The sequence below is a fragment of the Methylomonas sp. MgM2 genome, from assembly GCF_054172045.1.
In genome coordinates this window covers 77409-102595 of record NZ_JBSYXO010000017.1, presented here as the reverse complement: position 1 = coordinate 102595, position 25187 = coordinate 77409, and the positions used below count along the sequence as shown (strand labels likewise).

General features: G+C 49.0%; 17 protein-coding genes. 8 read left to right on the top strand and 9 right to left on the bottom strand.

Translation table 11 applies throughout. The annotated features are described in order from the left end of the window. Together ACW73I_RS13915 and ACW73I_RS13910 are read left to right on the top strand one after the other, a co-directional pair. Positions 1 to 590, top strand: a 590-nt coding sequence (locus ACW73I_RS13915; RefSeq protein ID WP_458029988.1) for a pyridoxine 5'-phosphate synthase, incomplete at its 5' end; no start/stop codon positions are given. After that, complete coding sequence (locus ACW73I_RS13910; protein WP_458029987.1) at positions 590 to 1333, top strand: PP2C family protein-serine/threonine phosphatase; 744 nt, start codon at positions 590 to 592, stop codon at positions 1331 to 1333. The genes ACW73I_RS13915 and ACW73I_RS13910, both read left to right, overlap by 1 nt. A 42-nt stretch (positions 1334 to 1375) precedes the next feature. Here ACW73I_RS13910 and ACW73I_RS13905 read toward each other — a convergent pair whose 3' ends face one another. The 5 genes from ACW73I_RS13905 to epmB all read right to left on the bottom strand — a co-directional run bounded on the left by ACW73I_RS13905 (position 1376) and on the right by epmB (position 9111). Further along, positions 1376 to 2332 carry a sigma-54 interaction domain-containing protein gene (locus ACW73I_RS13905; protein ID WP_458029986.1) on the bottom strand — a complete coding sequence of 319 codons (957 nt, stop codon included), beginning with the start codon at positions 2330 to 2332 and terminating at the stop codon, positions 1376 to 1378. Between the two features lie 11 nt (positions 2333 to 2343). Further along, entirely contained in the window at positions 2344 to 3069 is a 726-nt protein-coding gene (locus ACW73I_RS13900; protein ID WP_458029985.1) for a sulfite exporter TauE/SafE family protein, read from the bottom strand. Between the two features lie 71 nt (positions 3070 to 3140). Beyond that, positions 3141 to 4067 carry a diguanylate cyclase domain-containing protein gene (locus ACW73I_RS13895; RefSeq protein ID WP_458029984.1) on the bottom strand — a complete coding sequence of 309 codons (927 nt, stop codon included), beginning with the start codon at positions 4065 to 4067 and terminating at the stop codon, positions 3141 to 3143. Beyond that, on the bottom strand, positions 4064 to 8035 hold the full coding sequence (locus ACW73I_RS13890; protein ID WP_458029983.1) for a PAS domain-containing protein: 3972 nt from the start codon (positions 8033 to 8035) through the stop codon (positions 4064 to 4066). The genes ACW73I_RS13895 and ACW73I_RS13890 overlap by 4 nt, the downstream gene beginning before the upstream one ends. A gap of 89 nt (positions 8036 to 8124) precedes the next feature. After that, the gene (gene epmB, locus ACW73I_RS13885) at positions 8125 to 9111 is read right to left on the bottom strand and encodes an EF-P beta-lysylation protein EpmB (protein WP_458029982.1); all 987 of its coding nucleotides are present in this window, start codon (positions 9109 to 9111) and stop codon (positions 8125 to 8127) included. Between the two features lie 74 nt (positions 9112 to 9185). Between epmB and efp the strand changes: the two genes are divergently transcribed. From efp to ACW73I_RS13860, 5 genes are all read left to right on the top strand, one after another. Continuing rightward, a complete protein-coding gene (gene efp / locus ACW73I_RS13880) occupies positions 9186 to 9755 on the top strand; it encodes an elongation factor P (RefSeq protein WP_458029981.1) in 570 nt (189 codons plus the stop codon). Further along, a complete protein-coding gene (gene epmA, locus ACW73I_RS13875; RefSeq protein WP_458029980.1) occupies positions 9755 to 10735 on the top strand; it encodes an EF-P lysine aminoacylase EpmA in 981 nt (326 codons plus the stop codon). The genes efp and epmA overlap by 1 nt, the downstream gene beginning before the upstream one ends. A 181-nt stretch (positions 10736 to 10916) precedes the next feature. Beyond that, entirely contained in the window at positions 10917 to 11846 is a 930-nt protein-coding gene (locus ACW73I_RS13870) for a ZIP family metal transporter (RefSeq protein WP_458029979.1), read from the top strand. 97 nt (positions 11847 to 11943) lie between these two features. Beyond that, positions 11944 to 12597, top strand: coding sequence for a TMEM165/GDT1 family protein (locus ACW73I_RS13865; protein ID WP_458029978.1), 654 nt, complete (start codon positions 11944 to 11946; stop codon positions 12595 to 12597). 36 nt (positions 12598 to 12633) lie between these two features. Then, a complete protein-coding gene (locus ACW73I_RS13860; RefSeq protein ID WP_458029977.1) occupies positions 12634 to 16731 on the top strand; it encodes an EAL domain-containing protein in 4098 nt (1365 codons plus the stop codon). Between the two features lie 9 nt (positions 16732 to 16740). Here ACW73I_RS13860 and rnd read toward each other — a convergent pair whose 3' ends face one another. After that, on the bottom strand, positions 16741 to 17895 hold the full coding sequence (gene rnd / locus ACW73I_RS13855) for a ribonuclease D (RefSeq protein WP_458029976.1): 1155 nt from the start codon (positions 17893 to 17895) through the stop codon (positions 16741 to 16743). Between the two features lie 202 nt (positions 17896 to 18097). Between rnd and ACW73I_RS13850 the strand changes: the two genes are divergently transcribed. Beyond that, positions 18098 to 20425, top strand: coding sequence for a TonB-dependent receptor (locus ACW73I_RS13850; protein WP_458029975.1), 2328 nt, complete (start codon positions 18098 to 18100; stop codon positions 20423 to 20425). A gap of 61 nt (positions 20426 to 20486) precedes the next feature. Here ACW73I_RS13850 and ACW73I_RS13845 read toward each other — a convergent pair whose 3' ends face one another. The 3 genes from ACW73I_RS13845 to lptD are packed head-to-tail and all read right to left on the bottom strand — an operon-like array spanning position 20487 to position 25138. Beyond that, complete coding sequence (locus ACW73I_RS13845) at positions 20487 to 21020, bottom strand: DbpA RNA binding domain-containing protein (RefSeq protein ID WP_458029974.1); 534 nt, start codon at positions 21018 to 21020, stop codon at positions 20487 to 20489. A gap of 15 nt (positions 21021 to 21035) precedes the next feature. After that, on the bottom strand, positions 21036 to 22319 hold the full coding sequence (locus tag ACW73I_RS13840) for a peptidylprolyl isomerase (RefSeq protein WP_458029973.1): 1284 nt from the start codon (positions 22317 to 22319) through the stop codon (positions 21036 to 21038). 8 nt (positions 22320 to 22327) lie between these two features. Beyond that, positions 22328 to 25138 (bottom strand): LPS assembly protein LptD, encoded by a 2811-nt coding sequence (gene lptD, locus ACW73I_RS13835; protein ID WP_458029972.1) that lies wholly within the window; start codon positions 25136 to 25138, stop codon positions 22328 to 22330. Positions 25139 to 25187: the final 49 nt, after the last annotated feature.

Sequence of the window (25187 nt, the reverse complement as noted above, 5' to 3'; positions counted from 1 at the left end):
GTCATATTCAAGATAGGGATATCCATTTGTTGAAAGATCTTTTGCATACCAAGCTGAATTTGGAGATGGCGGTTACCGATTCGATGATTGAGATCGCGCAGGAAATAAGGCCTCACGCGTGTTGTCTGGTTCCGGAGAGGCGAGAAGAACTGACTACTGAAGGCGGACTGGATGTCGCAGCTTCTGCCGGAAATATGTTGGATGCTTGTCGGACCTTGACTGCAGCCGGGATTGAAGTGTCGCTGTTTATCGATCCCGAGTTCAAGCAAATCGATGCGGCCGTCAGAGCCGGCGCGCCCGTAGTCGAATTACACACCGGCCGTTATGCCGACGCCCCTACATCACAAGAGCGTAGGCAAGAGTTGCTTCGCATTCAGCGTGCGGCGGAATATGCCAATCGCGCAGGTTTGCAGGTCAACGCGGGGCATGGTTTGAATCTTTACAATGTGGAGGCAATTTGCCGGATACCTCAAATTGTAGAGTTGAATATTGGTCATTCAATTATTGCGCAAGCCGTTTTTTCGGGTTTGGATCAATCTGTTAGGGATATGAAACGCTTGATGCGCGATGCCCGATTACAGGTTTCCTGATGAGGACCAAACTCGAATTTTACCAGTTGACTTCGGCAGGCGATAGGAAGCTTAATCAAGATTGCATGGCGCATAAGATATGCGCCGACTATGCGGTTTTTGCCGTGGCCGACGGTTTGGGCGGGCATCATGCCGGCGAAAAGGCCTCGCATTTCTTTTGTAGTGCATTAATTTCGCTGGCATCCAGTTTTCATCCCCAAATCAAGTTTAACGCAAACCAAGCGGTCAACAATTGGCTTATTGCCACCGTGGCGAAAATGCGTGATTTGTTCGGCGACGACCCTCACGCGGCTGATGCGCATACAACCTGTGTGCTCTTATATCTAGACGATGAACGAGTGATCACCGCGCATTGCGGCGACTCGCGTATTTACCGCCTCAGTCCCGAGCGCATGATATGGCGAACCAAAGACCACTCGCGTATTCAGCAACTGTTTGACGACGGTGAACTTAGCGAATGGGAAATGGGGATACACCCCGAACAAAACCAATTGACGCGTAGTATTAATATCGGCGTTCAACCGTGTGTCGATATACAGGAGTTTTCGGCGATGCAAACAGGCGAAACCTTTCTGTTGTGCAGCGATGGTTTTTGGGAGTCGATCAAAGAACAGGAGTTGCTCAGTCTGTCCCAGCCCGAAAGCGGGAAAGCCGAACTTAAAAAGATGGCGAAAATGGCGATTTTACGCGCTCAGGGGAGGAGCGATAATTGCACGGTGCAGTGGGTGCGAAAGCTGTGCTAGCAAAGGAGCTGCAGGCGCATTGGCCGGCAACCCCGATATACACTAATGCGTGGCTAAACCGTGCTTTTGAATACGGTAAAGCAATGTATCTCTTGATATGCCCAATAAGCGTGCCGACTTGCTGCGGTTGCCGTTAGTCCTGGTTAGTGCTTGATGTATCATGTTGGCTTCGAGTTCATCCAATTGTATGCCGGATTCAGGCAATTTAAAGTCGGTGGCTTTCGCATCATCTGTGCCACGGGTAAATTCGTGAGGCAGATTTTCCGGCTCTATGACTCTGCCCGCAAGCAAAATGCTTAAGCGCTCGCAAAGGTTGCGTAATTCCCGAATGTTACCAGGCCATCTATAGGCAGACAGGGTTTTCAACGTCTGTTTGCTGAGGGTGGGCGCTTGCAGCGAATGGGTTTCAGCGAAGTGGGCAAAGAAATGTTTGGCAAGTAATTCGATGTCTTCGCACCGCTGGTACAAAGTCGGGATTTCCAGAGGAACTACGTTTAATCGGAAATATAAGTCTCTACGAAATTCACCGGTTTCTATCAGTTTGTTCAAGTCTGAGTTCGTTGCCGCGATGACTCTGACATTGACACGATAAGGCTTGGTGCTGCCGATAGGTAAACATTCACCGGACTCTAAGAATCGGAGTAATTTGGATTGAATCGATAAAGGCAGCGAGTTGATCTCATCAAGGAATAAGGTACCCCCGTCTGCAGCTTGAAAGAGTCCCTGTTTATCGTTTATCGCGCCGGTAAATGCTCCTTTTTTATGACCGAATATCTCCGATTCGACCAACCCTTCCGGTAACGCGGCGCAGTTCAATGTGATAAATGGTTTGTCGGAACGGTTACTGTCTTTCTGGATGGCGCTGGCAAGCACTTCCTTTCCAGTGCCGGTTTCACCTTTAATTAAAACTGTGACGTCAGTAGCGGCGATCATTCTGGCGCTACGAATCAATGATTCCAGTGCCGGAGAACGACCAATAATTGAACTGAAATGATCCACTGTAAAACCCCTCAAAACGACATGATGTGTTCAATACGCATCGGATTAAGCCATGGGAAGGCCGCCAGTAGCGCGAAAATAATTAGTAAAATCCCGACTGCTTGTTTGAAATGCTGAATCCTGGAAAGTTTAGCCAGCATCGAAGTCATTATACCAACCCCGACAACAGCAGGTAAAGTACCTAGTCCGAATGCCAGCATGGTCATGGCGCTATGCATTACGTTACCCGTCGTTGCCGCTAACGCTAATGCAGTATAAATCAAGCCGCACGGCAGCCACCCCCAAACCATACCGAATAGTAAAGCTTGGATGCGAGTTTTGACGGGAATCAATTTTCGGCCGAACGGTTCAATGAGTTTCCAGAAACGCGACCCAAGTTTCTCGATATAGGCGAAGCGAGGAAACCAGCCACCGATATATAAGCCCGCTCCACTCATGATGACGGCTGATGCGACCTGTAGAATCCGATATGCTTGTCCTTGACTGAAAGGGAGGCTTAGAAACGCGTGCAGAGTACCGACAACGGCGCCCGCCAATGCGTAACTGGCGATGCGGCCTAAATTATAGCTGAGTACGATACTGAATAAGATCCGCTTGTTATTACGGATATCCGCGCTAAGACTGTAGGTCAGGGTGCCTATGATCGAACCGCACATGCCGATGCAATGCAGACTACTGAAAAGGCCTATGAAGAAAGCGGCGGCATAGGACGCATTAAAATCGAGATAAAGGTGCATAAAGTGAAACTTTGACTATCGAACTGGCTCGATTATAAACGGGATACCAAAAAACAAGCCAAAATTGATGATTATAATTCCGGGCTGGACAAGTTTTTGTAACAGACTTGGTTGCGGCCTTGATTTTTAGCCTGATACAACGATTTGTCCGCGGCTTTAAGCAAGTCGCTTATATGGTTAGTTTGTTTAGGAGTGATTGTCGCTGCACCGATAGATATCGTCACGCAACGAGTAGGATCATTTGATTCGTGTTGGATATTCAGACCTTCCACGCTTGCTCGGTACTGTTCGGCTCGCATGGTTGCGCCCGTGCTGTCCGTATTCGGTAGCAAGATGGCAAATTCTTCGCCGCCTAGTCGCGCCACTAAATCTTCAGGCCTGTGAGTGATTTCCATCAAGGTCGAAGCGACCCGGCGTAAACACTCATCGCCCATGGGGTGGCCGTAATGGTCGTTAAATTTTTTAAAATAATCAATGTCCAGAATCAGCAACGAAAGTGGCGTTCGTGTGCGCTGGGCCTGATTGAATTGGCGTTCTAGCGCGTTGTCGAAAGCTCTCCGGTTGGGAATCTCGGTCAGGCCATCGAGTGAGGCCAATCTTTCCAGAAGATCGGTTTTCGCTTTTAATTGAATATGGGTCTTGATACGCGCAAGCATGATGGCTGGCGAAAAGGGTTTGGTGATGTAGTCGCAGCCGCCGATTTTAAAGCCCTGTATTTCATCCGCTTCCGAACGTTTGGCGGTCAGGAATATGACGGGAATATTGCGCGTCTTATCGTTAGATTTTAGCTCATGGCAGATTTCATAGCCGTTTATGTCGGTTAAAACGATATCCAAAAGCACCATGTCCGGCTGTTGAGTACGAGCAATATGCAGGGCTAGTTCACCTGTCGGGGCCACTTTTACCGAATAATAGGGCTCTAGTATGTTTTTGATCAGGTCAAGATTTTCCGGACTATCGTCGACGGCAAGGATCGTATAACAGGGGTGCTTTTTCATGTCGTATTTGTCCGAAAATCTAGGATTTTTTTCAAAGCGTTAGCCGCATCGACGAATTGGTAATCGGCTATTTGATTTTTGATCCGATTCAGTTCTTGGGTCAATGACGATTGCGTCGTATTCGCCAAAACAAGTTCCAATTGCTGATCGGCATCGGAATCGAATGCTTGAAGCTTGTCGAGTAATATTTCGAGTTGATGTTTAGTTTCGGCTGCTGAAAACGATTTTTCCCGTTTTAAAGTTGCTACTTCGGCTCCCGGTAGCGAGGTTTGGATACTGTGAATTATCCGGCTTAACTCAACGGTGGCCAAACTGACGAGTTTGCTAGTAAGCGTGGCGTTAGCGTCGGTTTGCAAAAGCAGCTCTTCCAGGCGAATCAGATGTCCCTGCAGTTGAACGGCGCCTATCGAACCTGCTAAGCCTTTTAACGTATGGACCAACTGTCGCGCTAGGCTTTTATTGTTATCGTATAGGGCTTGTCCAATTTCGTCCATGTCGTCGATGTGATTTTCGGCAAACTTTCGTAAAACATTTCTGAAAACCGATTTGTCCTCGGCCGTGTGCAGCAGGCCGATTGAATGATCGATACCGTACAGATAAGGAATATCATCCTTAAGTTCCGGGAATTGGTCGAATTCGGTGTTACTCATACGTTCCGGCTTTATCCATTTGATTAACGCGGCATAAAGGGTTGCGGGCAGTATCGGCTTGCCGATAAAGTCGTCCATACCTGCTTGCAAACATCTTTTGCGATCGTCACTCATGACATTCGCAGTCATCGCGATTACGGGTATTGAGGTGCAGTTAGATAATTTTCGTAGTTTATGGACGGTTTGATAGCCGTCCATTACAGGCATTTGTAAATCCATCAGCACGCAATCGTATTGATTTTGCCGTAATTTGGACAATGCAATTTCGCCGTTTTCGGCAGTATCGACTTGTAATTGAGCTTGAGCCAATAGCTCAGTGGCAACTATGCGATTCACTTCATTGTCTTCCACCAATAGAATACGGGCATTGCGAATGGTTTGAAATCGAACGGTGTCGAAATATTTAACCGGTTCTTCGGGCCGGTAAAGAGTATCGGTAATCCCCAGCTTCACAGTAAAGCTAAAACAGGAGCCGATATTTTCTTGACTGCTAACTTTTATGGTTCCACCCATTTGTTCGATCAATTGTTTGCTGATAACCAAACCAAGCCCTGTGCCGCCATAATGCCGGGAAACGCTGTTGTCGCCTTGCGTAAAGGCATGAAATAATTTGTCTTGCTGCGCTTGAGACATACCAATACCGGTATCGCTAATACTGAATTCCAAAGTCGTTTGTCGATTAGTACGGTCCAGTTCTTGCAGCGTTACGCTAATTTGTCCTTGATGGGTGAATTTAATCGCGTTACCGATTAAATTGATCAGTACTTGCCTTAGCCGCTGAGGGTCACCGATTACGCTTTGGTAAGGAAGATTAATGGTCGGGCGAATTAAGGTAAGTCGTTTCCCGTTACACAGTCCGGCCATGGTTGAAAAAACTTGATCAAGCATATCTTCCAACACAAATGGTACAGAGTCTAAGCTGAGTTTGCCAGATTCCATTTTCGTGAAATCCAGAATGTCGTTAATCAAAGACATTAAACTATGGGCTGCGGTTTCCGTGCGTTCGAGGTACTCACGCTGCTTGGCGTTAATCGGGCTGTTCAAACATAACTCTACTAGTCCGACGATGGCGTTCATCGGCGTACGAATTTCGTGGCTCATATTAGCTAGAAATTCCGATTTAACCCGGTTAGCTTTTTCCGCTTCCTGTTTGGCTTCCAATAATCGTTCTTCCGTTTCCAGGCGGTCGGTGATGTCCTGCATGGTGCCTTGAATGCCGATTGCCCTATTTTGGTCGTCGTGGATAACCTTGCCGCGCTGGTGGACATGACGGATTTCTCCCTCAGGCGACATGATGCGATGTTTAAAATCGATGGCATCGTTCGTATTGGCATTTTGTAGCGCTGTTTTGAACAAGTTTCTATCATCGGGATGCACCAGCTGCGTCAAAATGCTGGCAAACGACGGAATGAACACGGATCGGCTGGTCCCTGTGATTCGGTACATTTCGTTCGACCAGCTAAACCGGTTGTCAGACCAATGCCATTGCCAGTCGCCGATGTGCGAAATGCTTTGAGCGTCAACCAGGCGTTGTTTTTGGGTTTCCAATGCTTTCATTGCCGACGTTCTTTCGAGTTCCGACGTAATTTGCACGGCAAAAAGTTTGAGGATACCTTCGGCAAACTGCGAATCCGGTATCGCATGGCAATACATGGCGATTACATAGCCGATCGTTTGTTGTCTGTCGTTTTGTAATGGTATGCCGATAAAGCCTTCTATGTCGTGTTTGATTAACCACGCTTCACCGGGAAAATGCTGGCTAACGCTGTGCCGGTAACTGCATATTTTGCCGGTCGCCAACATTGCTCCGATACTCGGATGCATGGTGTAGTCGTTCTGGTCACCGGACCGAGACGTCGGATAAAAAGATAACGTCCGGCAAGTCCGGTCAGGCCGTATCTCGCCGATTAAGGTGTAATCCGCGTTCAGCGTTTCCGCGGTTAACAAGGTCAGGTTGTCCAGCGTCAAAGGAGATTGTTTTTGCCGAGCGCTGGAAATAATGTTGCGGATCGCGCTGTTTTGCTGACTTTGACGGCTAATATCGGTCACCAAACCTTGATAGGCGATGACTTCTCCGCGATCATTACGGCTAAGGACTTTGTGATCGTAGACCCATTTGGTGGTGCCGTTTCGAGACACAAGGCGATACGGTTGATGGGTTATTTCAAAGCAGTCCGGTTTGTCTCGGCAGCTGGCGAGTTCTTCAACAACCGCGGGCCTATCCTCGGGATGGATCAGATTTAGATAAAGCACTTTGTCTTTCAGCAGGTCTTCCGCGGAATATTCGAGTAGCAGCGATGCATTTTCGGTAGCGAATTCAATGGGTAAGCCGTCAGCGCCATTCCACTTAAATACCACGGAAGGGCTTCGGCTGATGACTTGGTAGGCCGTTTTCAATTTATTCTCGATTCGCTTTCGAGCGCTGATGTCTTGGTTGACTCCGCAAAGTCTGACGGGGCGGCCGCTAACCGGGTCTCGTTGCGCCACGGCCCCGGAACATTGAACCCATATCCAATGCCCTTTTTTGTGTCGTATTCGGAATTCGACTGTATACGGTGTATTCGATGCGATATGTTTCGCTATCACGCTTTGGACTTGTTCGCGGTCCGCGGGGTGTATGCGGCGCCCCCAATCGCTTAGGTCATGATCCAATTCGTCCATGTCTAAACCAATCATATCCAGCAGGCGAGAATTAACTTGAACTTTAGCCGTCGTGTAGTCCCAATCCCAATAACCTAATCCGGCGCTATTAATGACTAACGCCATTTGTTCTTCGTTTCGTTTTCGTCTGGTGATGTCGATATGTAATTCAATCAATAGATCTGTGTTTCCATTGGCGACTTGGTTCAACGAAATCTGCTGCCAGTTTTGACCTGCAATAGCGAAATCGGTCGCCGCCAACGTCGCGCCCATCCTAATATGTCGACAAATCAAGCACTGTTCGCGAGGCGTTTTCGGCGGATGGAATAAGTCATGGATTGGTTGGTTGATTATTGCGTTTGGCGCGAGTTTGACGGACCGTGCCGCCGCCGGGTTAACGCTCAAAATCCTGCCTTGCCGATTCACCAAAATGGCGGGAAGCGGTAAACGGCTTTGGCGAAGACCGTTGATGTCGCTTTCCGGAGGGGCGTTTATCGGAAAACGCCGCATGCTGTACACCAGTAACACGAGGAAAGCCGCTGCAATTGTCAGGTGCATCAGTGGAGCAACAACGCCGGCTCCGGCTTGTTGTTCCAGAACGGCAACCGCTAGTTCCGATATAAACAATATCAGTGCAATCAGCAGAACGTGGCGTAATCTATGCGGGCTGGAGAACATGGGGAATTGATGTCATAAGCTTCACACGGAAAGAAATTGCGTTTTGAATCTTAGACGGCATATTCTTGAACAATTCCTATTCATATAGCTTAGCCAATCCTAATTTTATAAGGAGCGCCGCGCTGTTCCCGAACGAGTTTCGGAACCAAATAACCCGGCATTTTTTTTTGTACTGCTTGTATGAGCTGTTTGGCTTGATGTTCAAGAACTTCGAAATGCGTAACGCCGGCCGCGCGATCGAGGCAATGCAAATAATAAGGTAGAACACTGAAGTTGAACAGTTTTTCACTGAGTTCGCACAGCGTATCGCAGTCGTCATTGATTTCTTTTAACAGCACGCTTTGGTTCAAAAGCATCACTCGGTGTGCTTTTAAACGCTCGCAGGCTAGTCCGACGTCATGACTCAACTCGTTCGGATGGTTGGCATGTAAAACCAATGTCACGAGTTGAGCCTGCTTGGCCAGAATATCCAGCAGTTGGCCGGTAATCCTGGCAGGCAATACCACAGGGATACGGCTATGAATGCGGATGCGACGGACATGCTTGATGTTTCCAAGCCGCCGAAACAGGCGTTCCAATTTGTCGTCGCTCAGTAACAGAGGATCGCCGCCACTGAGTATGACTTCCTTGATGTCTTCGCGTTCGCCGATATAAGCCAAGGCTTGATTCAATTTTTGGCTGGATAGCCGCACCTCGTCGTAGGGGAAATGGCGACGAAAACAATAGCGGCAGTGAACCGCACAACCGCCGGTCGTAATTAATAATACCCGGCCGTGGTATTTATGTATGACGCCGGTTTCGGCAGTTGCTTCCAAATCACCCACCGGGTCAAGGCTATAACCGGGATAAACCGCGAGTTCCTGCCGCAAAGGCAGAATTTGTTTTAATAAAGGGTCGTCGGGGTTGCCTTTTTCCATACGGTCCACAAAGCTATGCGGCACGCGCAGCGGAAAGTCCTTAAAATTTGGTAATAGCGGGACGTCGGATGGGTCAATTTCCAGATGCCGGCATAAATCGTTAACATTGGAAAATGCCTCGGCGAGTTGACGTTGCCACGGTGCGGTAAGGGTGTTCAATGATGCTCCGGTTTCCGAATAAAATCCTTATCCATTATAATCGTCCGGATTATTGTTTGTTTCACGAGGAAAAAATGGCGACTTACAGCACCAACGAGTTTAGGGGCGGTTTAAAAATCATGTTGGACAACGATCCTTGCTCGATTATCGAAAACGAGTTCGTTAAACCCGGCAAGGGCCAGGCCTTTAATCGGGTCAAAATCCGTAACTTGAAAACCGGCCGTGTCATCGAGCGCACGTTCAAATCCGGCGAGACCGTTGAGGGAGCTGACGTCGTCGACATCGAAATGCAATATTTATACAGCGATGGCGAGTTTTGGCATTTCATGGTGCCGGATAGTTTCGAACAGTATCAAGCCGATGCCAATGCTGTTGGTGAAGCGATCAAATGGCTGAAAGAGCAGGACAAGTGTACGCTGACTTTGTGGAACGATTCGCCCTTGTCGGTATCCCCACCTAATTTTGTCGAATTGGCAATTACCGAGACCGATCCGGGGCTGAAAGGCGATACCTCCGGCGGCGGCGGTAAACCGGCGACGCTGGAAACAGGGGCCGTCGTGCGTGTTCCGCTTTTTGTGCAAATCGGCGAGCTCATCAGGGTCGATACCCGTACCGGCGAATACGTGTCACGCGCTAAAGAATAGTGACTGCCAATTGGCGGCCTGCGGCCGGGATGCGGCAATTGCGGTTGCGGGCGCAATTGTTGGCCCGGATTCGCCGATTTTTCGCCGAGCGCGGCGTATTGGAAGTCGAGACGCCGCTGCTATGTCGGGCGACCGGAACCGATCCTAATTTGGATTTTTTTTCCAGCCGGTTTCATCATTCTCCGCAGAATGAGTCCCTATTTCTGCAAACCTCCCCGGAATTTGCGATGAAACGCCTGCTGGCCGCCGGCAGCGGCAGCATTTATCAAATTTGCAAGGCCTTTCGTAACGGCGAATCCGGACGTTACCATAATCCGGAGTTCACGATTTTGGAATGGTACCGTGTCGGTTTCGACTTGCAACAGCTGATGACCGAAGTTGCCGCTCTACTGTTGAGTGTGTCGGAAGGGCTCATGCCGCGAATGCCCATCAAGCAGATTAGCTATCAAGAACTTTTCGTCCAGATGACGGGAATTGCCCCGTTGCTTTTTAGTCGCGAGAAATATAAGCAATTCGCTTGTAATCGAGGTTATCCGGAGGCGGATGCCATATGCGGGGACGACCATGCCATGTGGTTGGATTTTCTATTCAGCCATTGTGTACAAGAATATATGCCGAAAGATGTCATCTGTTTTGTCCATGGCTATCCGGCCGTTCAATCTTCATTGGCCCGGCTTGACCGCAACGATTCCCGCATAGCGGAACGCTTTGAAGTCTTTGTTAACGGTATCGAACTAGGCAATGGTTTCTTCGAGTTGAGTGACGCCAAAGAACAAGAAATGCGATTCGAACGGGAAATCGAATATCGCCGCGCGCAAGGTTTGGCGGAGGTGAACAAAGACCGGTTGTTTCTGGCGGCGTTGAAGGCGGGTTTACCGGATTGCAGCGGAGTGGCGATCGGTTTGGATCGACTGTTGATGATAGTTTGCGGTTGCAATTCTATCGACCGGGTTCTGGCTTTTCCGATTGCCAACGCCTGAAGGTTTCTTCCCATCGCTCCGGTCACGCATGAAGAATTAGGCGGATTCCGCCGCTTGTTTGCCGACGCCTCAGGCAAGGCTTCGCTTCATTCAGAGTCAAAGTTTCGAAGAAATCACCTACTAATTTTGCGGTGTTCAGTATAATCGTCTGTTGCTATCTGACCATAAGACGGGGATTCCAATGTTCAATATCAAAACCTTTTTCGAAACCCAATACTCAAACTTACAGGCCCACCCGCAATACATAAAAGTAATGTCCCTGCCAACTCCGCAACGTTGGGCCGTTCTTGCCGGACTGTTCTTGCTGAGTCAGGTTTTCATATTCGGTAGTCTGTATTTGATTTTCGACGAAATTGTCGTCGTGGGGTTTTTGGCCAGTATTCTGGCCGGGTTGGCGACAGGGCTGGGCGCATTGCCCGCGTTGTTTTTTAAGGATATCTCCGTACGTTTGTTTAATGGGATGCTGGGCGCGGCCGCTGGGGTTATGTTGGCCGCCACGGCGTTTTCTTTATTAGTGCCCGGCATGGATTACGGCGAATTGGTTTGGCCGGGGAAAGGTTTATTGATCGTATCCGCCGGTATGCTTATCGGTGCGATATTTTTGCATTTAGCCGACGAAAAATTACCGCATCTGCATTTCGATGCGGTGGCCGATGAAAGTCTGGATTCGCTGCAAAAAATCTCTTTATTCATCATTGCCATCACCATCCATAATTTTCCCGAAGGCATGTCGGTGGGAGTGAGCTTCGGTTCCGGCGATATGAAAAACGGCCTTGTGTTGTCGATTGCAATCGCCTTGCAGAATTTGCCGGAAGGTTTGGCGGTGGCGTTGCCGTTAGTGGGATTGGGCTATAACAAATGGAAAGCCGTCGCAATAGCGACATTGACGGGTTTGGTAGAGCCTGTCGGAGGTTTGTTGGGGATTACTATGGTAACGATATTTTCTTCGGTTTTGCCCATTGCCATGGGGTTTGCCGCCGGTGCGATGCTGTTTGTAATTAGCGAGGAAATCATTCCGGAAACGCATTCCAAAGGCCGGTCCCGCGTAGCCACATTTTCGTTGATGGCCGGTTTTATCATCATGATGATGCTGGACAAGATATTGGGCTGACGAGGCTAAAATAAAAGGAGGAAGGTAAACGGCATACTGGCGGCCGCATTGTTTACCTCCCGTCAATCAGAATTGTCACTGTTATTTTTTTTTCGCTATGGACGCTTTCGCTCAAATTCCTGCCTATTTGCACAGCGCTAACATTCCTCAATTCGCTACCACTACTATCACCAGTTTTGCGTTGATCGCAGCAGCGGAAATTGGTGACAAAAGTCAGTTGGTGTGTATGACTTTGGCATCTCGGCATCGGGCGATTCCCGTTGTCTGGGGGGCGATTTTCGCTTTTGCTTTTTTGAATACGCTGGCGGTGGTGTTCGGGGCTGCGATAGCCAGGTGGTTACCCGCTTATCTTGTTGCAGCCGCCGTCTCGTTGCTGTTTGGTGGTTTTGGTTTGCACGCGCTTTTAAATCAAGCGCATGAGGATGACGAAGAAGTCGTCGAAAAAAGTGGACATGGGATTTTTTTTACGACCTTTTTGTTGATTACCGTCGCCGAATTTGGTGATAAAACCCAGCTGGCAGTGGTTGCTTTCAGTAGCACGGCTTTGCCGTTCGCGGTTTGGACGGGTTCGACATTGGCGTTGACGTTTACTTCCGGGTTGGGAGTATTAGCGGGGCGCACGGTATTGCAGCGCATTCCGCTGACACTGCTGCACAGAATCAGTGGGTTAATTTTCCTGGGATTGGCGGGAATGGCGGCATTTAAAGCTTATGAGGATTGGTTGGCAGCAGGTATATCCCGGGTGTATTAGCATCCTAGTGTCGTCTTATTTTATAAGGGCTCTAGCATGAGAATTCGCCGCTATCGTTGGCAAGACTTATCGGGAATGCTTATTCTGGCGGGACTTTACGCAGGCATCGCGAATTTAGTCCTTAGCCAATTTTCTGAAACCGGTAATGTGACCCTCATCTGGTTTTCGGGAGGGGTGGGGCTTTCCGTATTGTTGCTTAAAGGCATCCACTATTGGCCGGGTGTTTTCATCGGTGCCTTCGTGGCTGGATTGACGGTGGATGACGCCATTTGGATGTCCTTGTTGATAGCGTCCGGCAATACCTTGGAATCGGTAGCTGCAGCCTGGTGGTTACGCCGGAATCCCAAATTTTCGATTTTACTGAACCGGCCGTGGCATTTTTTCCACTTAGTCTACATTGCCGCCGCTTGTTCGGTGATTAGTGCAATTTTGGGGCCTTGGGCGATATGGTGGGGGGGATTGATTCCCACGCCGCTAATGTCGCAATCGATGTTGCATTGGTGGATGGCCGATGTATTCGGTATTGTTTTTACCACGCCCGCCTTACTGATTTGGCGGCGATGGCCGCAGGAATGGTTTAGGCGCGAACGGGCACTGGAAGCCGTGGTGTTTATCCTTGCCTGCCTGTTTTTCGGCCAGCTGGTGTTTCTCGGAAAATTCACAGGGTGGTTCGAAAAAATTCCCCATGGATACTGGATGTATTTATGCATGGTTTGGGCCGCACTGCGCTTCGGTCGCCATGGTGTGATGTTGGTTTCCAGCATCGTAGTGGTGATGGGCTTATTTGGCGCCGTGCGTCACCATGGCTTGTTTGCCGGCGATTTTCAGCAAACGGGCATGTTGAATTTCTGGTGTTACACGGCCATTTTGTCCTGGACCGGTACCATTTTGGTACTGACACTACAGAGTAACCGGCATTACGCGCAAAATATAAGGATTAGTCAGCGCCGATTGCAAGCTATTATCGACGCCTCGCCGATACCTTGCGCGTTGAACGATAAACACCAAAGAATTACTTCACTGAATCCTGCGTTTGTTAAAACCTTCGGATATACGCTAGACGACATTCCAACCTTGACGGATTGGTGGCGGAACGCCCATCCGGATCCGGATTATCGAGAATGGGTTAGGTCCACTTGGCGAGCACATTTGCAAAAAGCCGAACAAACCGGCAAGCCGTTTGAGCCTTTTCAGAAATCGCTTCGCTGTAAAAACGGCGATATTTGTCACGTGATGGTCGGGTCCGGACCCTTAGGCGGGATATACGATAACGAGTATTTAGTCACGTTTATGGATCTGACCGAACAAGTCCGAACCAATAAAGCGTTGTCGGATTCCGTGGTATTGCTGCAGACCATTCTGGAGACTTTGCCGCTAAGAGTTTATTGGAAGGATAAGCAGTCCCGTTATTTAGGCGCTAATCGATTATTTGCGTCTGATGCGGGAATAGAGAGCGTAGATGCTGTAATCGGTAAAAGTGATCATCAGCTTGATTGGTGGGCGCAAGCCGAGCAATACCAGTCGGATGACCGGAACGTTATGGAAAGCGGTCTTAGTAGGGTCGGCTACGAAGAACCTCAAATCAGATCGAATGGAGAAACCGTTTGGTTACGTAGCTCCAAATTGCCGTTACGGAATGCCGACCGGGAAGTGATTGGCGTGTTAGGTATTTATGAAGACATCAGCATGCGCAAGCGCATTGATGATCAGTTACTCTGGCGCACTACGTTTCTTGAGGCCATCATGGAATCCACGTTAGATGGTATTCTCGTGGTCGATGCGGATGGAAGCAAGCTGCTGCAAAACAAACGCTTGGCGCAATTATGGGACATACCGGATGACATTGTTGAACAAGACGACGATCGGGTTCAGCTTGAATTTGTTAAAGATAAAACCAAAAACCCGCAGCTATTCGTAGAAAAAGTGGTTTATCTGTATGAGCATCCGGATGAAGTTAGCAGGGATGAAGTCGAGTTATCTAATGGTACGATCCTTCAACGTTTTTCGTCGCCGGTCCGGGACCGGCTGGGTAATTATTACGGCCGCATCTGGTATTTCAGCGATATTACCGAAAGACGTGAAATCGAACAAAGATTAAAGCAACAAGAAGATCGGCAGCGTTCGCTGCTGGATAATTTCCCGTTTTCAGTTTGGCTGAAAGACAATGAAGGCCGCTATTTGGCTGCGAATAAAACCTTTTGCGATCAATGTCACGCCGATAGAAACCAAATCATAGGCCGAACCGATTTCGACATCTTTGCTAGGGATTTGGCCGAACTTTATTGCCGGGATGATGAAACGGTGATGGCCGAAAGGCGGCAGAAGACAGTTGAACGGAAAGCGATAATAGAAGGAGTGAGCCGCTGGCTTGAGGTCTATAAAGCGCCGTTAATCGACATTAGCGGCGAAGTCTTGGGAACTGTGGGATTTTCCAGCGATATCAGTCAGCGTAAGGAATCCGAAGCGGCATTGAAGCTCGCGGCCTTAGTCTTCGATAACAGCAGCGAAGCGATGGTGGTTACCGATGCGGACAACAAAATCTTAAAAGTAAATAACGCTTTTAGTGAAGTGACAGGTTATTCGTTTGCGGACGTCGACGGAAAAGATCCGAAAGTCCTCGCCTCGGGACTTCATGACAAAGACTTTTATCAGTCGATGTGGCAATCCATTCTTGCTACAGGTAGATGGCGAGGAGAAATTAAAAATCGTCGGAAATCGGGCGAATTGTACGTCGAGGAAATTGTGATCAACACGATTTTCGATCGTGACGGACAAGCGTTGAGGCGGGTTGCGCTATTTTCCGACATTTCTCAGCGTAAGCAATCGGAAGAACAAATTTGGCAGCACGCCAATTTCGATCCGCTAACCGGTCTGCCGAATCGGCGCCTGTTGCGCGAACGCTTAAATCTGGAAATTAAAAAGGCGCATCGTATGCAGCAACGCTTCTGCTTAATGTTTATCGATTTGGATCGATTTAAGGAAGTCAACGATACCATGGGGCACGAAATGGGCGATGTGTTGTTGCAAGAGGCCGCGCGACGTTTGGCATCCGCGGTTCGCGAATCGGACACCGTCGCTCGGCTCGGAGGCGATGAGTTTACCATCATATTAAGCGACCTCGATCATATCGACAGTTCCGAGCGGATTGCCCAACATTTGATACGCCAGTTCAGCGAGCCTTTTTTATTAGACACGCAGCCGGTTTATGTCTCGGCAAGTATCGGTATCACCCTATATCCGGATGATAGTCTTGAGCTTAGCCAACTGCTTAGAAATGCCGACCAAGCGATGTATGCCGCCAAAAATTTAGGTAGAAACCGTTACAGTTTTTTTACTTCATCCATGCAGGAAGCTCTGAATGCGAGAGCGGCGCTGATCAGCGACCTGCGTGGAGCGTTAAGCGGCCGGCAGTTTTCGCTGGTTTATCAGGCCATCGTGGATTTGGCGTCCGGCAGTGTGCATAAAGCAGAGGCTTTGCTGAGATGGCGGCATCCGGAGCGAGGTATGGTGAGTCCTGCGGAGTTTGTGCCGTTGGCCGAAGATGCGGGCTTGATTAAAGACATTGGCGACTGGGTATTCAGAACGGCGACTGAGCAAGTCGCTATTTGGCGGCAAACCTTGCACCCTGATTTTCAGATTAGCATTAATAAATCACCCCAGCAATTTTTGGACGGCCGACACGATGCCAACGATTGGTTGGCATGGCTGCAAAAATTGGGCTTACCCGGCCAAGCCGTTGTCGTTGAAATTACCGAAAGTCTCCTATTGGAAGCCAATACCAAGACGAGCAAACATTTGCTGGTATTTCGAGATGCCGGTATTCAAGTGGCTATCGATGACTTTGGAACAGGTTATTCCTCTTTAGCCTATTTAAAAAAATTCGATATCGATTATCTGAAAATCGATCAATCTTTCGTACGCAATTTAAATCCGAATTCAAGCGATTTCGTATTGTGTGAAGCTATCATCGTGATGGCTCACAAACTGGGATTAAAGGTCATTGCCGAGGGCGTGGAAACCGACGAGCAGCGCGCCCTGTTAAAGTCGATAGGTTGCGATTTTGCACAGGGCTATCTGTTCGCCAAGCCAATACCGGCGGGCGAATTCCAGCACCGCTATTGCGCCGGAGCTTGATTGGTTCGGCTAGGTCGGTTTATCGGTCAGTACTACCGTGTCCGGCGTCAGGCTTAGGTGATATTCGCCTTGCAATAAACTTTGTAATTCTTTGCCCGCCATTTTGTAACGCCAGCCATGTAACAGCGCGCAGCTTTCTTCACCGAACAACAACTGTTCGAGGTCTTTACGCGTCGCAAGTATTACGGGATTCAAAGAGTTTTCTTCCGCGCGAATGCGGACGACCGCATTTAGGACGTCCAGTATGGCTTCATGTTGCTGTGTTTTCTTGACCGGGCGGTCTTTTTCTTTCAGCGGTTTGGGAGGGTTCTGGCGGGCGGCTTCGATTAACGCGCAAATGGTCTTTCCGTAACGGTTGACGCTACGCTCGTTGATATTGCGAATTTTGTTCAGCTCCGGCATCGTCACGGGTTGTAGTTTGGCCAGTTCCAGCAGCATATCGTCCGGAAACAACCAATTGCGAGGCTTGTTTTCAGTTTGAGCGGTTTGTTCCCGCCATTCACTTAACGCTTGCAAAATCGAGAGTTGGCGGCCGGTCAGCTTATTTTTTCCGCGTATTTTCAGCCAGGCGTTCTCCGGGGTTAGTTGATACAGCTCGGGATCATTGAGCAACGCAAAATCGCTTTCCAGCCAGTCCAGCCGACCCAATTTTCCGAGTTGCTCGCACATGAGCGAATAAATTTTGCATAGATATATAACGTCGTCCGCAGCGTACTGAATTTGGTCCCGGCTGAGTGGACGTGTGGACCAGTCGGTACGAGTATGAGCCTTGCTGAGGTTGATGTTTAAAAAGCTGGAAACCAGCATGGCGTAACCGGGGTTTTCCTGAAAACCCAGCAACGGTGCGGCAATTTGAGTATCGAAAATCGGGCCGGGGATTCTGCCGGTGATCTGATAAAAAATTTCCAAATCCTGACGGCAAGAGTGTAAGACCTTGGTGATGGCGGGATTGTATATGGCGGTGAATAACGGACCGAGGTCGGCAATCGAGAGCGGGTCGACGCAAGCGACCCAGCCGGGCGCCGCAATTTGCAACAGGCAAAACCTTGGATAATAGGTTCTTTCGCGCAAAAATTCGGTGTCCAGGGCTATCCAGGGTTCGCGGCTGATTTGTTCGCACAGTTGAGGCAATTGTTCCGGGCGGTCGATATATTGAATATTCATGAGGCCTAATGGGGAATGATCTTTCAGAAATTTTAACTTTGTATTTTAACCCGCCCATATTAGACGGTGTGGCAAATATTCAGCGACCGTTCGTACTTTAATACAGGGAAAAATTCCTTTTTCAAGTATGGCTGTGGCGGCAATTGCGCGTGCTAGCTATCATGCGGCATTTTTCGATTGATAGATGCGTTACGGTGAAGCTATGAGAACAATTGCCGCGGGTTTATTACCCTGGTTTGTGTTGTTGCCCTTGACTAAGGCCGTCGCCGAACAAAGGGCCGGCGAAACTGTGGCTTTGGATGATGTGACGGTGGTTGCGGTGTCGCCTTTGCAATTCGGCGCTATGGACGTCAACAAGATTCCGGCCAATGTGCAGACCTTGACATCGGAAGACATACAAGAATCTCAAGCTCTGTCTTTGGCCGATTACATGAATCGTTATATGGGCAGTGTCAACGTCAACGATGCCCAAAACAACCCTTTGCAGCCCGATATTCTATATCGCGGGTTTAGCGCTTCTCCGTTAATGGGAATGCCGCAGGGCTTGGCAATTTACGTCGACGGTGTGCGTTTCAACGAGCCGTTCGGCGACATGATCAACTGGGATTTGATACCGCAAGGGGCGATCGACAACATGGCTTTGCAGCCGGCTGTCAATCCGGCGTTCGGTTTGAATGCATTAGGCGGTGCAATTACGATCAACACCAAAACCGGTTTTTCCGCGCCCAAGCATGTTTTGGAAGTACAGGGCGGTTCTTGGGATAGAAACTCGGAAGAAATTAGCAGCGGTTGGAATAACGGCACCTGGGGGTATTTCATCGATTTCAATCATTTTTCCGAAGCCGGCTGGCGCGATCATTCACGCAGCGATGTCAATCGGGGATTCGGTACTCTGAGTTGGCGCGGCGACGCATCCAGCCTGGATTTGAATATCGCCGGCGCGGACAATTCCCTGCGCGGCAACGGGGCGGTGCCCGAAGAGTTGCTGCCGTATGGCCGGGACAAAGTCTTTACCTATCCCGATCAGACCACGAATCAATTCTTGATGGTGTCTCTGGACGGAGAGACTTGGTGGAACGACAAGAACCAATTGTCCGGCACGGCTTACTATAGGCGCAACAATATCAGTACTTATAACGGCGATGGTAGCGAACTGGGCGCATGCGACGACGATCCCAATTTGATTTGTGAAGAGGGTGACGATGATCCGGTGCTCGATCTCTCGGGCAACGACATTGCCGCTAATGAAGATCTATTGGGCGGGACTATCAACACTTCGGAAACGAACCAACAATCCTTCGGCTTCGTGTTGCAGAACGCGTTTCACCACAAACTGTTAGATATGCCCAACCAATTGGTTGCCGGAGCTACTTACGATCACAGTACGGCGCACTATAGCGCCGACACGGAATTGGGCAGTTTGACCTATGACAGAGGTGTGGATGCCGGTGGTGTTTATTTGCTTGAGTCCCATGTGCGCTTAAACACTGAAGCCAGTAATTACGGCGTTTATTTGACCGACACTTTGTCGGTCACCGATAAATTGGATGTGACCGTGTCGGGGCGATACAACATGACCCATCTGGAATTGAAAGACCAGTTTCCCGGAGACGATCCCGACGAGAACCTGAACGGGTACCACAGTTATAACCGCATCAATCCCGCGGCAGGCCTGACCTACGCCTTCATGCCGGAGTTAACCTTTTACGGCAACTACAGCGAGTCTTCGAGGGTGCCGACCCCCATGGAACTGAGCTGCGCCGATCCGTCCGCCCCTTGTAAATTGCCCAATGCTTTCGTGTCCGATCCGCCTCTTCAACAAGTGGTTGCCAACAATTGGGAAACGGGTTTCCGTGGTCGTCTGAAACAATTGATGAATGGCTACATGGACTGGAATGCCGGTTTTTTCCATATTGTCAACAATAACGATATTATCTGGCAGGGCGACGGCTCTATCAATAGTATGGGGTATTTCGCCAATGTCGGAAAAACTCAACGGCAAGGCGCGGAAGTGGGACTGTCCGGCGTGTTTTACGATCGCTGGCGCTGGTCGGCTAATTACACCTACATCGACGCTACCTACCAAACCTCGTTCTTGAGTCAGAATGCCGCGAATCCGGAAGCCGATGCAAACGGGAATACCGCCGTCAATCCTGGCGACAAGATTCCCGGAATCCCGGCGCATATGGCTAAGTTCAGCACGGATTACGACATACTGCCCGAGTGGACATTGGGCTTTGACATGCATTACAACAGCTCGCAATATCTGCGCGGCGATGAAGCCAATCTAACCGCCCAAATTCCGGGATTCGTCATTTTCAATCTGCGCAGCGAATATCGGTTCAACCAGTACGTTGCTTTGTTTGGCCGGGTCAACAATTTGTTTGACAAAGACTATGTCAATTTCGGTGCGTGGGGAAATACGGGCGATGTTTTGGAGGATGACTTCGGCATAGGCGAACAAAACAGCCGTTTTGTTGGCGTAGGTGCGCCAAGGGCTGCCTGGATCGGGGTGCGGTTTACCTTGTAAGGAACGGTTGAGGTTTCATGTTTATTTTTGCGCGATACCGCTATTTGCGGAAGATACCGACTTAGCCGACATCTTCAGGCCGCCGATTGCCCGCTAGTTTGGGATCTCGATATTTTCGGCGGTTTTGTTTAACCCGCTTGATATTGAGCCGCCGGTCTCCTACCGCCGCTTCGCTTAACAATTGGAAAATGTCTGCCGGCATTCCGTCAGGCAAGTCAACCAAGGAATAAGTCTCGTGCATTTCAATGCGGCCGATACGTTTTCGATCGACGCCGGATTCTTCGATCAGCACCTCGATTAAATCTTCCGCTGTAACTTGATGTTGAGTGCCGACATCCAATCGGTAGCGAACGTTACGCCGTGTTGCCGGCTTAAAATGCGAGGTCAGTGTCTTTACCGATTCGTTTTCTTTCGGGCATTGAAATAAGTGCGGCTGGCTAATAAACAATAGTCCGGCCGCGCAATCGGTTGGATCTATCATCAATTCCTGACTAAGCTGCTCGACTACGGCACGGTGTGTCTGAAGATTTCTTTGGTTTAAAACGGTTTGCAAACGTTTCTTCAGTTTTTCCAGCTTACGAGGTTGAACGGGCATATGGTTTATTTCCGTTTAAAGTCTATCCAAGTCGATTTCCACATAGGCTTCGTCGCGCAAACGTCGTAACCATAATTCGGTTTCTTCTTCAATTTTTTGTTTGCGGATTTCATCTCTAACTTTGTCTTTTCTATATTGTTCGCTATCGTCCTGACTTTCACGGCCCAATACTTGGATGATATGCCAGCCGAACTGGGTTTGCACGGGCTTGCTGATTTCGTTGATGGCAAGTTTGTTCATGGCTTCTTCGAATGGAGGGACGAGGGCGCCGGGACCGACCCAATCCAATGAACCGCCATTGATCGCAGACCCTTTATCGTCGGAATGAGACCGGGCCAGTGTGGCAAAGTCATCGCCATCGATGATACGTTCTCTTAGTGCCAATAAGCGTTTTTTGGCTTCTTCGTCGTCAATCAGTTCGTTGGTTTTGATCAGGATGTGGCGGACGTTAGTTTTCGTGACGATATGGTGAACAGCGCCTTCGGTTTCCAGCATTTTGATGATATGAAAGCCACTGGGACTGCGAATAGGGTCGGAAACATCGCCCTGCGCCATATGAATGACTATATCGGTGAAAAGGGTGGGGATTTGCGCCATGCTCCGCCAACCAAGGTCGCCGCCGTTCAAGGCATTGTCATCGTCCGACACGCTGATTGCCGTCTCACTAAAGTCCTTGCCTGCGCGTAACTCGTTTACGGTTTTTTCAGCTTTGTCTTTAGCTTTAGCAATCGTAGCGGACGACGCGCCGGAAGGTATCGAAATTAATATGTGGCCTAGATGGTATCGCATGTCGGCCGAACCGGTATTTTGGTGGGTTTCCAGATAATGGTTTACTTCGGCATCGGTGACTTTGATGCGCGAGCTGATTTCACGGCCGCGTAGCTGATTGATGATGATCTCATTGCGTAGATTTTCTTCAAAGGCCTGATAATCCATGCCTTGATCGGCTAGTTCCCGTTTAAACCGGTCCATTGACATATTGTTTCTGGCCGCGATATCGGCAACCGAATTTCTCAACATTTCGTCGCTGACTTGAATGCCTGATCTTGCCGCCAATTGACGCTGCAATTTATCGACGATCATGCGCTCCAAAACTTGCTTTTTCAGCACAAACTCGGGGGGCATCATCACATTTGTGCTGCGTAATTTATTACTAACCGCGGCGACTTCTCTGTCGAGTTCGCGCTCCAAGATCACATCATCCTCGACGATGGCTACGATTCTATCCAGAGTTTGAGCTTGAACTTGCAACAGTATGCCGAATGTCACTAACAACGTAGTGAAAAAAATTGTTTTCATGTGAAGGCTTAATCTTGAAAATAGTCGTAAGGATGATAGCCGGGCAAACCGCGTTGTAGAAATTTATCAATTTGGTTGCCGAAGCCGGTCAAGCCTTTGAGTTCCAATTGCACAAAAATAGCATTCTCCGGTTTGGCGTCCGGCTCTAGAAGGCTGCTATTAGTCGCGCCGTTGATATAACGGCGGCCAATCAGGCGCAAACGCCAACAGCAGGTTTCCTTTTCGATGCCGATAAAACTTTCAGTGGTTTCGCCGAAGTCAAACGAATATTGCCACCTACCAAGGCCATACCAGCCTTGCGCTATCGGCCAGCGAAACGAGGTGTCGAATTGTGATATCGGTCTTTGTGCCAATGTAGACTCGTCATAAGGCACTTTTCGGCGGTAACGATAGCTGATGTCAAAAATCTGATTGGGTTGGTTGCGGAATTTTAAGCCGATTTGATTGCGGGTGAAGCTGTTTAAGAAAGGGTCCCATTGGGTACCGGCCGCATAAGACAAATGATGACTAATCTGGCCGCTGATCTCGCCGATAAAGTTGGAAGTAGTGCTCGTGCGCGGCGCCTGGACATTAACTAAATAATCTAAATCGACAGTACGGTCCTCAAAATAAATGATTTGGCCGAGGTTCAGTTTTACCGGTTCCAAGCCGGTCTGCGAGTCGACCAATCGCGTCGTACCTGCAAGAGTGATCTGGTTGGCGTTTTGTATCCTATCGATGCCGTTGTACCGGTTTTCACGAAATAGACTGTAGAAGTTGGTGTCGTAAGCGGAGGTGTCGAACAAAGGGATTTCGGTTTGATCCTTGCGCGGAATATACAAATAAAATAGGCGAGGCTCCAAGGTATGGACGTAGTTGGACCCTCCAAGCGTAATGTCTTTTTCAAACGTCAGTCCGCTGTCTATCGAAAAGATAGGTAGAAGACGGCTGATGCTGGTAGCTTGATCGGGTACGTTGGTATTGCTTAGTTGATACTGCGTATATTCGCCGGTAATTTTCGGAATAAAAAATCCTGCGCTGGATTCGAAAGGGAAACTCACCGATGGCGCGATATTGAGCCGTTGTGCGTTGACTTTGATATCGTGATAAAAGTGGACGTATTGATTATTCAATGCCAAGTAAATCGGCAGGTTGTTAAACTCGTGCGCATAATTTAAGTCAACGCGCGGGAGTCTATCGTAAGGCACGCTGGTATCGGGTACGCTTATATCAACAGATTGATAATAATCGATTCCGGCTCTGAAAGATGTTTCCGGCAAACCTGAGTAGTTTACGTAAGCGTTGCTAGGCAAGAAACGGTTGGTTTGAAAGCCCAGGACATTATTAAAATCGTTGAAATACGTCTTGTCCGATACGTAGTTCAGATTGGTATCCGTTCTTAAGTGCGGTGTAAATTGCGTGATATCTTTAATCGACCCTAAATAGCGAGTCTTGTTTTCCTCTTGATCATAAGGCACGATTTCGCCGGCAAGAGTGCCGCGCGACATCTCGGTTAAATAGCGAAATTTATTTCGCAACATAAAACCGCGTTTTTCCATGTAGCGAGGCGTGACGATAGTGTCGTAGTTTGGTGCAATATTCCAATAAAACGGTTGCGAAAAGTCGAAGCCGTTACGCTGTGAATACCTAAACATGGGGGATAACAAACCCGTGGTGCGGCGATCATCCACAGGAAAAGAAATATAAGGGGTATATAAAAACGGGACGCCTTTGAATTCTAACCAGGCGTTTTTTGCCGATCCTTTACCTGATTCTTTGTTAATTTTGACGCGCGAGGAGTGGGCGACCCAATCCTGATTGCCGGGCGGACAACTCGTGAAGGTTGCTTCGTGATAACGCGACAGGCTGGCGCTGTCTCGATACATGACTTCGGCAGTGCCTCGCATCGGTGCTTCGGCTGTGATGAACTGGGTTTGTCTAAGACGCGCCTGATCTTTGCCTAAACTTAAGGAAGCTGTGTCGGCGGCTAATGCCAAGGTCGACTCGCTATAAATCACATTGTTTTGGGCATCCAGCGTATCGGCAACCGTATCGTAGCTAGCCTTATTAGCGGTTAAGTGCTGATCGGCTCGAGTTAAGTCGACATTACCGCTAAAATTTAAAATTTCGCCGTCGAACACTTCGGAAAAATCAGCCGTCACATCGGTATCGGCTGCAGCACGGGCTTCGTTGGATACTCTGGCAAATTTGGGTTTTTCCGCCGCCCACGAGTCGCAATTTTGCCATGGGTCTTGTTTGAATTCGCTGCGCAGTGTCTGAAACATGCGTTCTTGCTGATTATTGTAAGTCGGTGTCAGCCAAAATGAACTTGGTTGTGTGCCCGCGACAATTCGCGCTTCGCCTTTGGGATCGGGGCCGACTAAGTTACAGTTCCAGTTGTTGTTTTCGTCGCCGGATTTGCATGTCCAGCCGGGCACTTGCGCGATTTTTTCAGTGGGTTCGCTCCGGGCCGGCGGTACTTTTTCGATGATGGGCGTTTGATTCTCCCTGATTTTGGCGTGCAGTTTTTCCGGCTTGCCGGTTGCGGTCTGAACCGGTTTACTTTCAGTCGGCTCGTTTGCCTGTATCACGGGTTTAGCCGGCTCGGGTGTCACCGGTTCGGGCACTGCGACAATCGGCTCGCTTTCTTGTGCGGCTGCAGGTGGTTTTGTATTAATAATCTTGGGCTGTTCCGGCACCGGTCCGTTTCCTTCCTGATTTAAGCAGGTCCATTCGCCGTTCTTGGCTTGCTCACAGTCCCAAGCCGCATTGTTGGCTGCCGCGGCGAATTCTGTGCATGAAAGCAATGCCAAATAAACAGTATAAAACCTAAGATTCATAGAAAGATGAATTGCTAAACTAACTTAGCGGAACGGAAATCGAATAGAA